Source organism: Paenibacillus sp. 1-18, assembly GCF_000520755.1.
Taxonomy (GTDB): domain Bacteria; phylum Bacillota; class Bacilli; order Paenibacillales; family Paenibacillaceae; genus Paenibacillus; species Paenibacillus brasilensis.
Genome location: NZ_ASSB01000034.1, coordinates 1 through 16,948, shown reverse-complemented (window position 1 = coordinate 16,948; position 16,948 = coordinate 1). Strand labels below are relative to the sequence as shown.

8 protein-coding genes are annotated in these 16,948 nt (G+C 49.5%); 4 read left to right on the top strand and 4 right to left on the bottom strand.

The genetic code is table 11. The features are described from left to right. The 3 genes from L693_RS0102335 to L693_RS0102325 all read left to right on the top strand — a co-directional run. Nucleotides 1-9,070 (top strand): non-ribosomal peptide synthetase (locus L693_RS0102335; RefSeq protein ID WP_025715888.1); only part of this gene is annotated, 9,070 nt, incomplete at its 5' end. A gap of 239 nt (nt 9,071-9,309) precedes the next feature. Beyond that, a complete protein-coding gene (locus tag L693_RS0102330) occupies nt 9,310-11,211 on the top strand; it encodes a serine hydrolase domain-containing protein (RefSeq protein ID WP_025715887.1) in 1,902 nt (633 codons plus the stop codon). Between the two features lie 102 nt (nt 11,212-11,313). Next, on the top strand, nt 11,314-14,349 hold the full coding sequence (locus L693_RS0102325) for an endonuclease (RefSeq protein WP_025715886.1): 3,036 nt from the start codon (nt 11,314-11,316) through the stop codon (nt 14,347-14,349). 145 nt (nt 14,350-14,494) lie between these two features. On the opposite strand, the gene L693_RS31870 is transcribed toward L693_RS0102325, so the two are convergent. Together L693_RS31870 and L693_RS0102315 are read right to left on the bottom strand one after the other, a co-directional pair. Next, nucleotides 14,495-14,629, bottom strand: a complete 135-nt coding sequence (locus L693_RS31870; RefSeq protein WP_269320816.1) for a hypothetical protein — start codon at nt 14,627-14,629, stop codon at nt 14,495-14,497. Between the two features lie 29 nt (nt 14,630-14,658). Then, a complete protein-coding gene (locus L693_RS0102315; RefSeq protein ID WP_025715885.1) occupies nt 14,659-15,012 on the bottom strand; it encodes a hypothetical protein in 354 nt (117 codons plus the stop codon). Nucleotides 15,013-15,265: 253 nt separating this feature from the next. On the opposite strand from L693_RS0102315, the gene greA reads away from it, so the two are divergent. After that, a complete protein-coding gene (gene greA, locus L693_RS0102310; protein ID WP_025715884.1) occupies nt 15,266-15,745 on the top strand; it encodes a transcription elongation factor GreA in 480 nt (159 codons plus the stop codon). Between the two features lie 133 nt (nt 15,746-15,878). On the opposite strand, the gene L693_RS0102305 is transcribed toward greA, so the two are convergent. Further along, complete coding sequence (locus L693_RS0102305) at nt 15,879-16,418, bottom strand: transcription repressor NadR (protein ID WP_025715883.1); 540 nt, start codon at nt 16,416-16,418, stop codon at nt 15,879-15,881. Beyond that, on the bottom strand, nt 16,415-16,948 hold a 534-nt coding region (locus L693_RS0102300), incomplete at its 5' end, for an aminotransferase class V-fold PLP-dependent enzyme (protein ID WP_025715882.1). The genes L693_RS0102305 and L693_RS0102300, both read right to left, overlap by 4 nt.

The following is a 16,948-nucleotide window of genomic DNA, read 5'->3' as shown; positions in this document are numbered from 1 at the left end:
GAAAATCCGGGGCTACCGGATCGAGCTGGGCGAGGTGGAAGCGCAGCTGTTGAAGCTGGAGGTCGTGCGAGAAGCCGTCGTCATTGCACGTGAGGATGAGCAAGGGCAGAAGCAGCTCTGCGCCTATGTGGTGCCCCCTACGGAAGTAGCGGCAAGTGAGCTGCGCAGCGCATTGAGTCAGGAGCTGCCGGGCTATATGGTGCCGTCGTATTTTGTGCAGCTGGAGCAATTGCCACTGACACCCAATGGCAAGGTGGATCGCCGGGCGTTGCCGCAGCCAGAGGGAAGTATAGGCTCAGGCGCAGATTATGTACCTCCTCACAATCAATTACAAGTGCAACTGGCGAGTATCTGGAAAGCTGTTCTGGAGCTTGACCGTATTGGGATTAAGGATAACTTTTTTGAAGCGGGAGGACACTCCCTGCGCGCGACACATGTTATATCGCTCATCCACAAGGAATTGCATAAAAATGTACAGCTAAAGGACCTGTTCCAGCATCCGACGATCGAACAGCTTGCACAGGTTATTGAAGGACTGGAGCAAACCGCGTATGAATCCATCCCTGTTTCGGAGAATAAGCCATTTTATGCGGTAGCCTCAGCACAAAAACGGATGTATATTCTCAATCAGCTTGATGGAGCGGGAATCAGCTATAACATACCTGGTGCCCTGAGACTGACAGGCTCACTTGATTATAAGGCACTGGACAACGCGTTCCGCCAGCTTATAGACCGCCATGAAACATTGCGTACAAGCTTTGAGACCATGAACGGTGAACCTGTCCAGCAAGTACATGACAAGGTTCCTTTTCGCATGGAGTTGATTCATGCCCACGGGGCTGACCAGAGGGAGACGGATGAGCTGGTACGCGACTTTGTCCAGCCGTTCGATCTTGCGCAGGCTCCGCTGTTCCGGGCTGGTCTGGTTGAAATGGGTCCAGAGCATCATATTTTGCTGCTGGATATGCATCACATCATTTCGGACGGTACCTCTATTAATGTGCTGATTCAGGACCTCATCCGTTTATATGCAGGCGACACGCTGCCATCGCTGCGCATTCAGTACAAGGACTATGCCGTCTGGCAACAGAAGCAGCAGCAAAGTGAACGCTATCGGGAACAGGAAAGCTACTGGCTCAATACCTTCGCCGGAGAATTACCCGTGCTGGATATACCGACCGATTATCCACGTCCGGCGGTGAGAAGCTTTGAAGGAGATGTGCTGGAATTTACGCTCAATCAACGGCAAAGCGAAGGCTTGAAAAGCATTGCGATACAGACGGAATCGACATTATATATGGTGCTGCTGGCTGCTTATACGGCTTTGCTTAGCCACTATAGCGGGCAGGAGGATATTATCGTCGGTTCGCCGATTGCGGGGCGGCCCCATGCTGATCTTGGCAGTCTGATCGGCATGTTCGTGAATACACTGGCGATTCGCAATTATCCGGAGGGCGGTAAAACATTCCGCGATTATGTGCTGGAGGTCAAAGAAAACGCGTTAAAAGCTTTTGAACATCAGGATTACCCGTTTGAAGAGCTGGTGGACAAGCTGGGCGTGGATCGAGATTTAAGCCGTAATCCGTTATTTGATACCATGTTTGCTTTGCAAAATCTGGAGCAAAAGGAGCAGCAGCTGGCAGGGCTGCAATTGACACCCTATTCGAGTGAACAAAAGACGGCCAAATTTGATTTGAGCCTGTTCGCGCTGGAGGATGGGGAACAAATTGCCTGCGGTCTACAATATGGAACCCGACTGTACAAGCGGGAAACCATCGAACGACTGGCTAGCCATTTGCAGCAGCTTATCAATGCGGTGATCGAACAGCCGGATATCGTTCTTTCGGCTATTGAAATGGCTTCGGCTCAAGAAAAAGAGCAGCTTGTGCAGCAATTCAACGATACAGCAGCAGACTATCCGTATCCACGGGATCAATTGCTGCATGTGCTGTTCGAGGAACAGGTTGCACAATCGCCGGATCGACTGGCGATCACCTTTGCGGACACACAGCTCACCTACCGCGAGCTGAATGAACGCGCCGACCGTCTGGCACGCATACTCGCTTCCCATGGGATATGGCGCGGGTCCGAGCCAGAGATACAGCGAGTAGGGATTATGGCTGAGCGCTCCATTGAAATGATCGTAGGCATGCTGGCGATTTTGAAGGCAGGAGGGGCCTACGTTCCTATTGATCCCGAGTATCCGGAGGAGCGTATCCATTATTTGCTGGAGGATTCCGGTGCCGGGCTGTTACTGTCCCGGCGACGTGAGCAGGTTTCTTTTGAACTAGGTATTCCGGTCATCGATTTGAGTGATGCACAACTATGGGTCAGCGAATTTGAAGGATACGCTCATACCGATGGATCAGCTGCCATTTCAACTGGGGGATCTGCCTCAGATCTTGCGCATGTCATATACACTTCCGGTACGACAGGCAAGCCGAAGGGCGTGATGATCAATCACCGTAATGTCGTACGGTTGGTGAAAAGCAAAAGCTATGCCACACTTGACGAAAATACGCGCATGCTGCAAATGGGTGCAGTGGTATTCGATGCCTCCACATTTGAAATCTGGGGAACGCTGCTGAACGGTGGTCAACTATATGTAGTGAATCATGACACTATTTTGGATGCTGCCAAGTTCAAACAGGCGATTGACAAGTATCGTATTAACACCATGTTTATGACCGCGGCTTTATTCAATCAGCATTCACAGCAAGACATTGAAGTGTTTGCATCCCTGAAGGAATTGCTCGTGGGTGGTGATGTGTTGTCCGTACCACACGTCAACCGCGTGCTGAAGGAGTACCCGCACCTTCGGTTGATCAATGCTTATGGGCCGACGGAGAACACGACCTTTTCCACCACCTATGACATTACAGAACCGCAAACTCAAGCTGTTCCCATTGGGCGTCCGATTGATCATTCGACCGCATATGTAGTTAATCGTTCGTTAAAGCTGCAGCCTGTCGGAGCCTGGGGGGAACTGCTCGTCGGTGGCGATGGCGTGGCGCGCGGGTATCTGAATCGTCCCGAGCTCACGGCGGAAAAGTTTATTGAAAGTCCATTCCGACCTGGAGAATACTGCTATCGTACAGGGGATCTGGTGCGTTGGCGTGCAGATGGCGTGTTGGAGTACAAGGGAAGAATAGATGAGCAGGTCAAAATTCGCGGCTACCGCATCGAGTTGGGTGAAATTGAAACCCGTTTGTCCACGATTGAAGGTGTGAAGGAATCGGTTGTTACAGTGCGCCAGGACGATAACGGGCAAAAACAGCTGTGTGCATATTTTGTAACAGACAGCCAATTGAGCGCCGGCGATTTACGTAACATTTTGTCGCAGGAGCTGCCTGGCTATATGGTGCCTTCCTATTTTGTGCAGCTTTCCAGACTGCCTTTGACGCTGAATGGCAAAGTAGACCGCAGGGCACTGCCTGCACCTGAGCATAATGTCGATACAGGCATGGATTACGTGGCACCCGAGACGGATGTTCAACAGGCGCTGGCTGCGGCTTGGGGAGCCATTCTTGGTATCCAGCGAGTGGGTATACAGGATAACTTCTTCCATTTGGGCGGTGACTCCATCAAGGCCATTCAAGTATCGTCCCGCTTGTTTCAGGCTGGATATAAGCTGGAAATGAAGGATTTGTTCAAATACCCGACAATTGCGGGACTAAGCGCATATGTTCAGCCTGTTAACCGAATAGCAGAGCAGGGCGAGGTCACAGGGCAGGTTGTGCTTACACCGATTCAGCGCTGGTTTTTTGAACAGCCAACGAGAGAACCACACTATTTTAACCAATCTGTCATGCTCTATCGGCAGGAAGGCTATGACGAACAGGCACTCCGGCAGGCGCTCAACCAGATTACATCACATCATGATGCATTGCGTATGATTTTTCAATCGTCGGAGAACGGGTATACGGCACGGAACCGTAGTGTAGAGGAAGGTGAACCATACCATCTGGCGTGCTTTGACTATAGGAACAGCGATGTAAACGAGGGAGATTTGGCGAAGATTATTGAAGCCAAATGCAATGAAATTCACTCCGGCATTTCCCTAAGCGAAGGGCCGCTCATGAGGCTGGGGCTGTTCCGTTGTCCGGATGGAGATCATTTATTGATCGTGATTCACCATTTGGTGGTGGACGGGGTATCCTGGCGCATTTTATTCGAGGATTTGGCGACTGCTTATGATCAAGCCACCAAGGGTGAACAGGTGATTCGGTTGCCTCATAAAACAGATTCGTTCCAAACGTGGGCCGAGCAGCTTTACGCTTATGCCAACAGCCCTGCGATTGAACGTGAGCGCTCGTATTGGGAGGAGCTTGCACAAGCGGAGCTGGCTCCTTTGCCGCAGGATTACGGGCATAATGAGCACGAAAAGCCGCTCATTGGCGACAGCGAGTCGGTGACCGCTGTATGGACAAGTGCGGAGACAGAGCAGCTGCTCAAGCAGGCCAATCGTGCCTACCACACAGAGGTTAACGACCTGTTGCTGACGGCGGTAGGGATGGCATTGCAAGCGTGGAGCGGAAATGAGCGTTTCCTGATTCATTTGGAGGGGCATGGACGCGAAGCTATTTTACCTGAGGTGGACATTACCCGAACGATAGGGTGGTTTACAAGCCAATATCCTATTTTACTCGATATGCCGGAAGAAATGGCTCTTTCTCAGCGGATTAAGCATGTGAAGGAAGGAATGCGTGGCATCCCGCAAAAAGGGATTGGCTACGGTGTACTGAAATATTTAGCCGAGCACGAGGGACAGGCAGTACCTCCAGTCCTATTTGAGGCAGATCCTGAAATCAGCTTTAACTATTTGGGACAATTCGACCAGGATATGAAGGGGAATGACCTCCAGTCATCCAGCTACGGTGGCGGCATGCCGCTTAGCCCGACCATGGCCCGGACGTATACACTTGATTTTAGCGGCATCATTTCGGGAGGCCAGCTGGGGCTGACGATCAGCTATAGCCGTACCAGCTATCGTTCGGAGACGATAGAGCGATTGGCGAAATTACTGGAATTGAGCTTGCGCGAGATTCTGACGCATTGCATAAATAAAGAACACCCGGAGCTGACCCCAAGCGATATTTCCTATAGAGGACTAAGTGTGGAGGGCTTGGACAGGCTGCTATCCGAAATGAGTACTGCGGGTGAGGTCGATAATGTATATGCACTGACCCCGATGCAAAAGGGGATGCTGTTCCACAGCCAGCTCGATAATCAAGCAGCCGCGAATGACGCGTATTTTGAGCAGTTTTCTTACGATTTGCGAGGCCAGCTGGATATTCAAGCTTTTGCAGAAAGCCTGAATATACTGGTTCGGCGACACGAGGCGCTGCGCACACATTTTTACTTTGGCCGGGATACGGAGCCGTTGCAGGTTGTATATCGAAGCCGGAATTGCGGATTTTACTATAAAGATTTACGCGAGCTGGATGTGGATAAAAGGAACACCTGGCTGAAAAGCTTCGAGTTGGAGGATAAAGCACGGGGCTTTGATCTGCGACGTGATGTTCTGCTGCGTGTGGCGATTTTGCGCACCGGGGAAGACAGCTACCATTTTGTGTGGAGCTTCCATCATATCGTGATGGACGGCTGGTGTCTGTCGCTTGTGAACAAAGAAGTGTTCGAGAGCTATGCCGCACTTCAGGAGGGTAGAGTACCAGAGCTGGCGCCGGCAGTGCCGTACAGCAGCTTTATTGAATGGCTGGAAGTACAGGATCATAAGGCGGCAGCCGACTACTGGAGCAGCTATTTGTCCGGGTATGAGCAGCAAACAGCGCTACCAGCTGTAAAATCCGGTCGCAAGAGTGAAGGCTACACGGCCAGCGATTGGGTGGCGGATTTGGAGCGTGAGCTGACCCTTCGGGTTGAGGAGACGGCTAAGCGGTATCAGGTGACCATCAATACGTTATTACAAACCGCATGGGGGATCGTGCTGCAAAAATATAACGACCACAATGATGTCGTATTCGGCAGTGTCGTCTCAGGCCGTCCATCGGATATTAGTGGGGTTGAGGATATTATCGGCTTGTTCATTAACACCATTCCCGTTCGCATCCGTAGCGAAGCAGACGAATCTTTTGCTGAAGTCATGAAGAAAATGCAGGAGCAGGCATTGGCTTCTCATGCGTATGATACGTATCCACTGTTTGAAATTCAGGCATTGACCGACCAGAAGCAGAATTTAATTCAGCATATTATGGTGTTTGAAAATTATCCGGTGGATGAGCAGGTTGAGCAATTGGGCCATAATGACGAAGCCTCGTTCGAGATTGACAACGTAACGGTGTTTGAGCAGACGAACTATGATTTTAATCTCGCTGTGATGCCGGGTGAGGCGCTGCGTCTCAGCTTCGGCTTTAACACACAGGTTTATGATGCAGCTGATATTCAGCGAATCGCTGGGCATTTTATCCATCTGCTGGAGCAGGTTACTGGCAATCCGAACATCGCTGTAAGCGAAATTAAACTGGCAACACCGCAGGAAGAGTCTGAAATTCTGAATGTATTTAACGAAGGTGCTTCAGCAAACACGATAGTGGATGAGATGTCCAGGTATACCCTGCACCAGTTGTTTGAGCAACAGGCTGCACGTACGCCGGATCACATCGCTGTGGTATTCGAGGATGCGGAGCTTTCCTACCGTGAATTGAATGAACGGGCCAATCAGCTGGCGAGAACACTGCGTAGCCAAGGGGTGAAGCCTGATCAGCGTGTCGGCCTGCTGACAGAACGTTCCATTGAGATGATTGTTGGTCTGCTGGCCATTCTCAAGGCAGGTGGTGCTTATGTGCCAATTGATCCCGAATATCCGGCCGATCGTGTTCGGTATATGCTGGAGGATTCGGGTGCACCCATCCTATTACTGCAACAGGCGCTCGCAGATCGCATTTCCTTCGGTTTCGGTGGAGCTATCATAGCGCTGGATGATCCCTATGCCTATGCACAAGACAGCTCCAACCTCGTGTCCGTTACCGGTCCGGAGCAGCTCATGTATGTGCTGTATACCTCAGGAACGACAGGACAGCCCAAAGGGGTTATGGTCGCCCATCGGAGTGTAGCCAACACGGTGAGCTGGTTTGCTGAGCGTTATGCAGCGCATGTCACACACCGATTGATGTTAACGGCAGAATATACGTTTGACCCAAGCGTGGAGCAAATCTTCGGGGTCTTGCTTCACGGGGGTGAGCTGCATTGCATCCGTCGTGACACGTTATTAAGCAAGCAACTGCTGCTGGAATACATCACCAACCAGGAAATTGGACTGTTGGACATCCCTCCTGTTCTCATGAGAGAATTTCTGGCTGATGATCCAAAGATCCCTTGCCTGAATACATTAATTTGCGGTGGTGAGCGGCTGGAAGATTCATTAAAGGAAAAAATCGTTATAAAAGGGTATGGCTTGCATAATCATTATGGGCCGACGGAAACGACCATTGATGCGCTGGCCGCCGTTTGCGAGCCTGGAATAGCGGTGCATCTGGGCAAGCCGATCCGTCACACGGGAGCCTACATCTTGAATAGTCACCAACAGCTTCAGCCTGTCGGGGTGACCGGAGAACTGTTCATTTCAGGCGCAGGTTTGGCCAAAGGCTACCTGAATCGTCCTGATCTGACCCTTGAGAAATTCATCGACCATCCATACGCTCCTGGACAAAAAATGTATGCCACCGGCGACTTGGCACGCTGGCTTCCAGACGGCAACATCGAGTTTATCGGACGGATTGACGATCAGGTCAAGATTCGCGGTTACCGGATTGAGCTGGGCGAGGTGGAGGCACAGCTGGCAACTATACCGTCTGTGCGGGATAGCGTGGTTATCGCTCTGCGGGATGGAGCAGGGCAGCAGCAACTATGCGCTTATTTCACGGCCGATGAACAGCTGACCGTCCGTGAGATTCGAGGTGTATTGTCCGCCACACTACCGGGCTATATGATTCCATCTGTATTTGTACAGCTGGATCGGATTCCGCTGACGGCCAATGGCAAGATCGACCGTAAAGCGTTACCTGCACCGGATACAGCGCTGCACACAGGTACAGCATATGTTGCACCGCGAACGGATGTGGAGCGGCTGCTGGCAACTATTTGGCAGGAAGTGCTTGAAATCTCGCAAGTGAGTGTCCATGATGACTTTTTCACGTTGGGTGGACATTCCTTGAAGGTACTGGAGCTTGTGCGCAAAATTCACCTTGCTACAGACATCGAGCTTCCCATCCGCAGTGTGCTGGAGTTTCCAACCATCGAAGAGCAGGCGCTCGCATTATTGAAATCGGATTTGCAATCCAAGGCAGATAGTCCCATCATTCGGTTGAATGAACGGGGTCCTGTCTCTATCTTCTGCTTTCCACCTATGCTCGGGTACGGGTTGTCGTTCGCTGAGCTGGCGAAACAACTGGATCAGGACGCAGTCGTATATGGATTGGAGTTCATAGATGATGCCAGGGATGAGCAGGAAATGTTGGCACGCTATGTTGATTTGATCGTCAGCACGCAAGCGCAGGCTCCTTATGTACTGCTTGGTTATTCTATGGGGGGGAATCTGGCGCATAAAGTTGCCGTTTCGTTGGAGCGTCGAGGCCATGCTGTATCCGACATTTTTATGGTCGACTCGGTCAGAAGCACGGAACCTCTGTCCTTCACAGCTGAAGAAACAGAGCAGGAGATTCATGCCATGCTGGAACAGGTTCCCGAATCCTACCGTGAGCTGTTGAATGACACATACCAACGCAAAATGATTGCTTACGCGGTGTATGGCAACCAGCTTCTGAATACAGAAACCGTTCAGGCGAATATTCACGGCTTTGTCGCGGCCGGATCGGAAACGGTGAAGGGAACAGGTAACAATCGACTTTTATGGAAAGAAGCTACACAAGGAAGCTATGAAGAACATAGCTTGATCGGCAGTCATTATGAACTGCTGGAACCAGGCTTTATCGAGGAAAATGTAAAAGGTATCCGTGCCGCAATACAAAACATAACCCGGAACATGGCACAAAATATGACTCATTCTGGTTCGTCAAAACCAATGGTCGATGATTTGTCTGGAATTCATTAATTAAGATTTGTCAGAATCCTGGTCGAACAGGTGAGAAGCCTCCCGCTTACGCGATTCGATCAGGATTCGCTTTATCATCTGCACTCCCACGATGGGAAGTGCGATGATTCCATAGCGCCATGCTGGTGGCTTCGAACCCGAGTGAAAACAGACACTTTGTAAAAAACATCCGCTCCGCTATGCAATCACCGCACTGTTAAATCCATACACCGACTTCACACATAAGGATGGTACTTCACATGAAGAGAAGAGGTATTTGTTGTCTGTCCGTATTCTTAGCATCGTTATTTAGTTGGAACTTGCTCACCGTCCCGACATGGGCAGCAGGCGGCATTACGCCAAGTCAGCTGGAAAAAGCAGTGGATCACATCATGAACACAAAATTGGAAAAAAGGCATACTCCCGGAGCTGCCGTCGTCGTAACCAAAGGAGACCAAATTTTTTTTACTAAAGGCTACGGATATGCAGACCTGGAGCGAAAAAAGACTTTCGACCCGGCGAAGACCATTGTTCCTGTTGGTTCACTGACCAAATCGTTTAGTGCAAGCGCTGCTATGCAACTGGTCGAGCAACACAAGCTTGATTTGAATGAAGACGTGAACAACTATCTTCATAGCTACAAAGCTTCGCAGTATCAGAATCAGCCTTTTAACCTTCATCAGCTTTTGACACATACTTCTGGCCTGGACGAAGCGGTGTATGGCATTAACAGTTCTACCAAAGCAGGCTCTATACCCACAGAGCAGTTTCTCAGCACCTACTTTCAAAATCAGCCTCCCATCCGCGAGCCCGGAATTCAGTTTGATTACAGTAATGTCGCCTACGGTCTAGTTGGTAATATAGTAGAGCAAGTAAGCGGACAGGGACTGGATGATTACCTCCGTACACATCTGTTCCAGCCGATGGATATGCCTAGTGCAACACTGGATTTGCCACGAAATAATCCTGAGCTGGCCCAATCGTATCGGTGGAGTGATGGAACGTATCAGAAACAGTCTTTTTCGTATATTAATCTGCCGGGAGCAGGAGCGCTAAGCGTCACACCCAACGAATTTTCACATTATCTGATCACGCATTTAAACGAAGGCAAGTATGAGGTGAAATCGGTGCTCCGGCCACAAACGGTCAAAGTCATGCATGCACAGCAATTTGCGGCCGATGCGCGTCTGGATGGCGTGGGCTACGGATTTTTTCGTGGTCATCTGGAGACCGGAGTACCTACGCTGTGGGCTACAGGGGAAATTGATGCTTTTAATTCCGAAATGGTACTGATTCCATCCTACAAGCTTGGTATTTTTGTAACCACTAACGCGGCTGGTTCAGAGACCTCACTTCATGGGGAAGTTATAAATGCGATAGCCAAAATGCTGCCCGCAGAGCCGCAGTCAGAGTCTCAATCATTGGCTCGTACTGCTGCGGAAGTGAAGCTTTCACCAGAGATCGAGGGAGTATATCAGACGAACCTGAATCCTGTTCATGGGTGGGGCAAATGGATTCGGATGCTGGGAAGCATTAAATACAATGTTCGAATTCAAGATGATCATACATTAATTGTCAATGGAGAGTATCCGGACGAAAATGAAGCAACGGACAAAATTTTTCAAGCGGCAGGCGATGGTCTGTTTATGGAGAAGGGAGGCCATCTTAAAATTTTGCTGTACCAGCAAAACGATGCATGGATGATGATCGCCCCGGATAGCAAAACCATGAAGCAGGCGACACTTTCGCACCAAACCTGGATGTTGCTTGTCAGCTATGCTGCCGCCTCCTTGTTGTTCATCACAACCCTACTGATTTGGATCGTAAGATATGTGATTAGAGCTACTCGCAAAAATAAAACCCACATTTCTTCTACCCTTGCCTTCATTGCGTTGCTCAATACAATTTTTCTCGGCGTACAGTTTATTTATGGCAATAGTCAGATTGTATATGGCTACCCAGCCTGGTATATCTGGGGGATTTGCATACTCCCGCTGATTTCAGCGCTTATTGCCGTAGGGGTACTGATCGTGAATGGCGCCAAGCTGATTACAGGGGAAAGGAGAGGCAGAGCCACAGGCAAAATCCTGTTTGCGGTAGTCACATTGCTGCATACGGTATACCTTTTTTATTGGAATTTTCTTCCTATTCATAATTCCTAAACTTTACACAACAGCGCATGTCCGAACATAAATGAATGCTAAAATTTGTATTTGGCCCCCACTCGCTGGGGGCCGTAAACTAACAAACAGGAGGAATAGGAATTGGGAATCATTCGTCTTTTTGCATCCCGTGGCTTCAAATACGCAACAGCGATGGTATTCACTATGTCGTTGTACGCTGGTGTTGTGAGCAGCATACAACCAGCATCGGCAGAAGGCCCGACTGATCCGGCCCCTTTTATCACCGCCAAGGTGGTCAATGAGAATGCTGGCAAAAAAGTGCTGTTTGATAATACACACGGGCAGACGTCCGGCGCTGCAGATTGGGTCATTGACGGGGGGTTTTCAGACTTCGGACAGGCCCTCGCGAATCGTGGCTATGATGTACATGAGCTGCGCCAATCTACGCCGATTACTTATAATGATCTGAAGGATTATGATGTATTTGTGACGGCAGAGCCGAATATTCCTTTTAAACAGAGCGAACAGGCTGCAATGGAGCAGTATGTTAAGGCAGGCAACAGCATTTTCTTCATTGGAGATCATTATAATGCGGACCGCAACAAAAACCGTTGGGACGGGTCGGAAAGTATAAACGGCTACCGTCGCGGAGCCTGGGAAGACCCTGGCAAGGGCATGAGCGCGGAAGAAAAAAATTCGGCAGCGATGCAGGGAGTAGTCAGCTCGGATTGGCTGGGCAGCCAGTTCGGTGTGCGTTTTCGCTACAATGCATTAGGCGATATTACCGCCAATCAGATTGTCGAGCCAACGCAGGCGTTCGGCATTACAACGGGAGTGAGCAATGTCGCTATGCACGCGGGATCAACGCTGGCGATTATCGACCCGGCTAAAGCCAAGGGCATCGTTTACCTGCCCCAAACGAACCAGGCTTGGGGCAACGCGGTAGATCAGGGTGTTTATAATGGAGGCGGCATACCGGAAGGACCCTATGCAGCTGTATCCAAAGTAGGACTCGGTAAAGCAGCCTTCCTGGGGGATTCATCTCCTGTTGAAGATGCGACACCGAAATATCTGCGCGAAGAGACAGGAACCAAGAAGACGACATATGACGGCTTTAAGGAGCAGGATGATGCCGTGCTGCTGGTTAATATCGTCGACTGGTTGTCCAAGAAGGAGAACTATACCAGTCTGAAAGATGTTAAAAGCTTGCAGCTTGACCAACCGACGGCGTTGCTGCCTTTTGAAGAGCCACAGGCTTCGACGGAGCTGCAAGCCGAGCCTTGGTCTGCTCCTGCAGCAGGCTACAAGTGGTGGGATCAGCAAACTTTTAAAGCTGGAGCCTATGGCGGACCCACAGCCAGTGCGCAGCCTGTGTACAGTATTGTTCGCCAGGACCAGCTACCGAATGCACAGCCTTTTCAAATTCGAATAGCTGCGGACCAGCTGGCTCCCAATACCACGATTAGTGGATTCAGCGCAGGCATTTATGTCGCGGGCGGCAATCAGGTAGCCCAGATTCAAAACCCGGATGGCAGCTGGCCGACCTCGTATGGTTATAGCGGAGCATTAAGTCTGGAGTCCAACAGCAAGGGACATGCCTACAAAGATCTAACCGTACGGATCAAGCCGGGAACCAGCGGTGCAGCCAATCTTCGATTGAGACAAAACGGAAGCAATCTGCTGACCCAATCGGTCGTGCTGGCAGATGTTCCGGCCGAGCCGCTGCCTGAGGAAGGAAATACCGTTCCGGCACGTATTCGTATTGCCGAAGCGCGGAGCCTCCCGGCCGGCAAAGTCGTTACCTTGGAGGGTACTGTGACGACAAAACCAGGTGCCTTTGGCGGTCAAGCTTTTTATATGCAGGACGAAAGTGGAGGAATTTATGTTTATCAAAATCAAAGCGGCTTTCAGCAGGGCGATCAAGTAAAAATTACAGCCAGCCTTGCATTGTACAACAGTGAACTGGAGCTGACCGATCCGGTGGCTATTGAGAAAACGGGTGAAGGACAGCTACCCGCAGCTCTACAAATCACTGAATTAAGCGACGCTAATCAAGGACAGCTGGTTGAGCTTCCCACTGCCATCATACGCAATGTGATTGATGCGACTCCAGCTGGTTCATTTGAATTTGATGCAGTATCGGGCGAGACAAGTCACCATGTACGCGTCGATGCACGCACAGGCGTCACTCGAGCCTCTTTTCCATACCAAGAAGGACAGCAAGTAAAAGTGAAAGGCATATCAGCGATTTTTAAAGGGGTTTATCAGTTAAAGCCACGCGGGCTGGATGATTTTTCAGTTGAAGCAGGGGCGGTGCTGCAAGAAGTAAAGCTTTCGCTGGACCACCAGAACCTCAATGTAGGAGATACCGCAACTGCATCTCTTAAAGGTACGTTGGCAGATGGCAGCGAAGCTGATTTAAGTAAAGCTTCTGTTCAGTATACAAGCAGTCATGAGGCTGTCACGCTGGATACTTACGGAGAGCTTCGTGCAGCAAAAGAGGGAAGTGCCGAGATTACAGCGAGCGTCACGCTCCAGGGCAAAACCGTCGTATCCAATCCTGTGACGGTTACCGTCGGAAAAGCTGCAGCTGGTGAAGTGCCAGGCAAACCTGTACTTTCAGATGATAACGGGCAGGATAATGGCCTGAAGGATGGTAATTATCATATCACTATGAATCTGTGGTGGGGCACGAACGGTGATGAACTCAAGCTGTACGAAAACGGTGAGCTGATCGGGACTCTACCTTTGCAAGCTGCTTCCCCTGGAGCACAAAGTGCAGTCATTCCAGTAACAGGGAAGGCCAATGGTACCTACACGTATACTGCTGAGCTGATCAATGCTTACGGCAAAGCAACCAGTGCTCCGCTAGTCGTCAAAGTGACAGATGCTTCACCCGGTCTGCCGGTGCTGTCTCATGACAACTGGGACGGTGATGGCAACTATACGATTTCCATGAACATGTGGTGGGGCACGAATGCGACAAAATACAATTTATATGAAAATGGTGAGCTGATCGACACGCAGGAGCTGCCGAGCCAAACTCCGCAGGCTCAAAGCGCAGCCACCGACATTCAAGCTCGAAAGCCAGGCACATATGAGTATCGGGCGGAGCTGATCAATGGCTCAGGTCAAATTTCCAGCCAGACCATAAACGTCGAAGTGAAGGATCGCTAAATCGTAAGAGCATCTATTGTCTTAATATGAGTCAATAGATGCTCTTTTTTTATTTTTTCTAGGCTGTCGCTCCGTATGCTTGTCTATCGGTGCCCCATCCCGAATATTGGTCATTACAAAAAAACGGGAAAGGGGAACGGCCCATTTAAGATTGGGTTGGTTGAGCCGAGAGATTATCTATATTGGTGGAGCCAAAGAAAAATAAAACAATCAGAATTGTGATAATGATAGCCTCTGCAAAATGCTCTCCATCAAACTCACTTGCCGCAAGCTCATTCACCGTAAATTACCCCTTTCGCAATCGGCGTTTTATTTTCCCATTTTCTTTTGAAAGGCTTGTATCACTTGATCTAGCGTCATATTCCCGTTATCATTTAAAAATTTCACCATGTTATCGACATTGGAAGGGTCTGCTGCTAATGTTTTGTATTTTCCCGTTAATCCCACAAGCAGAGTTGCTTGTCTGTATAAAGTAACGGAATCGACGTGTAGCCTTCCTGTTAATAGCAGGGCTGCTACAATAATCTCCACATTTTTTCCATGCAGGGCGGAGAAGATAGCCGAGTTACTGTTTAATCCGTTTTTCTTTTGTCCCTTGGGATTAGGGGATGATTTGTATTTTTGATTACGATTACGGTTTCCATTCTTTCCTAAGGAAGTCATTGAATCTTCCTCCCGCCATAGTTGCCCTTGCCCGTCTTTTATGCCATTGCAGGATAAGGACAACGGAACTGCGTGTGCTCATTCAAATTGCCGTTATATTCATATAATATGCGAAAAGAAAGTATCGGTTACTGTAAGAATAACCCTGACTGAGTACCCCGGACTCTTATCACTTTGTAATTTCTTTTCGCATGTTGGTTCAATTTAGAGTAAACTACAATAAAGTGAGCTAATTAGGAGTTGTGAATAATATATGTCAAACGAAGAAGTATTGTTAACCAAAGAGGGATTAGCCAAGCTGGAGGATGAGCTTAAGGAACTAAAGACCGTAAAACGCAAGGAACTGGCTGAACGTCTCAAGCTCGCAATCAGCTACGGGGACCTGAAGGAAAATAGTGAGTATCACTCCGCCAAGGACGATCAGGCGTTCATGGAAACGCGAATCATGGTATTGGAGAAAATGTTGACCAAAGCTCGGTTGGTGGATGAAAGTAATCTGGACCTTGGAACCGTTAGTATCGGTTCAACCGTCATTCTCAATGATATCGAATTTTCGGAGAAGATGGAGTACAAAATTGTAAGTCCTGCTGAGGCAGACGTTCTGGATAATAAAATTTCCTATGAGAGCCCTTTAGGCAAGGCGCTTTTGGGAAAAGAAGTGGGAAGTATCATTCACGTAGATGCACCCATGGCTGTCATTAAATATGAGCTGCTCGAAATTAAGCTCACGTAGTTCATTCCCGATTCCCTTGATAAGGGAGCCGGGATTTTTTATTTTCTCGCTGCTTGCATACCAGCCTTACGGAGCATTGTCTGCGCTCCATATGCTGGACAAAAGCTCGTTGTAGCTGCTATAGCGATATCAGCTAGTCCGTCATCAGAAAGCCGGCTTGCTCCAATGCAGCACAGGCATCATTAATTTTAGCTTCATCCGAGGCATGCAAGGTATGAAGATGAATGCCGCCGGTCAGCTGGGACAAATAAGTGGCCTGGGTGGAGTTGATTTTACGGATAAAATCCTCCACTTCCTTGCGATTTCCGACCCGTATCGGAGCCGTCAGATCGCCATATACCGGATGCTCCACAATAACATCCTGCACACTTACACCATAGTCCACAATGAGCTTTAATTCCTCTTCTGTCTGTTCAGGTCGGTGATTGCACACGATAATACGTGAGGCTATGGGAGCAGCCTGCCCCGCAGGCTCCATGTAAATGTATCCTTGGCTCGTTGCCAAAATAGGCTCTTGGCTTGCTTTTAACAGGGAAATATCCTGTACAATTACTTGTCTGGAGACGGAGGCTCTTCGTGCCAGCTCGCTCCCGGTCAGCGGAGATTCGTTCTTGAGCCACTGCAGCAGCTGCTTGCGGCGATCCGTTCCTGACCATTTTGAAGATTCAGTCAATGAGATAAGCTCCTTTCTTGTCGATGCGTCAAATCTGCCAAAATACCTGCCAGTATATCCAGATCCTCGATTGTAGTCGTCCTTCCGAAAGAAATACGGATAAATTGTAATGCTTCACGATCAGAGGCTCCAAGTGCTTGGAGCGCAGGCGAAGGCTCGTGGTGTCCAGCGGCACATGCGCTGCCGGTAGATATGCAGACACCGCTACGGTTACACTCCAGCATAACATATTGTCCCTCATAACCGTGAAAAAAACATCCCATGATATGGCTGAGCACAGTTTCTGTGCCGCTTTCCTGTATGACCAAACGCAACGGAATGGATTCTTTTTGAACTTGGCTAATAAAGTATTGCCTTAACATAGCATACCGCTGCTGATGCAGCTCCATTTGTTCAGTCATCATTTCTGCTGCTGCGACAAACGCTGCAATACCGGGAACATTAACCGTGCCGGGACGGAATCCGTTCTCATGCAGTGTGTCAGGGTACACAGGACGCCACGGAGTCCCCGGCTTGAGATATGCAGCTCC

Bases quoted from the DNA above. Each gene is read 5' to 3' on its own strand.
- greA (WP_025715884.1), top strand. From the start codon at position 15,266: ATGTCAAACGAAGAAGTATTGTTAACCAAAGAGGGATTAGCCAAGCTG.
- L693_RS0102330 (WP_025715887.1), top strand. From the start codon at position 9,310: ATGAAGAGAAGAGGTATTTGTTGTCTGTCCGTATTCTTAGCATCGTTA.
- L693_RS0102315 (WP_025715885.1), bottom strand. From the start codon at position 15,012: ATGACTTCCTTAGGAAAGAATGGAAACCGTAATCGTAATCAAAAATAC.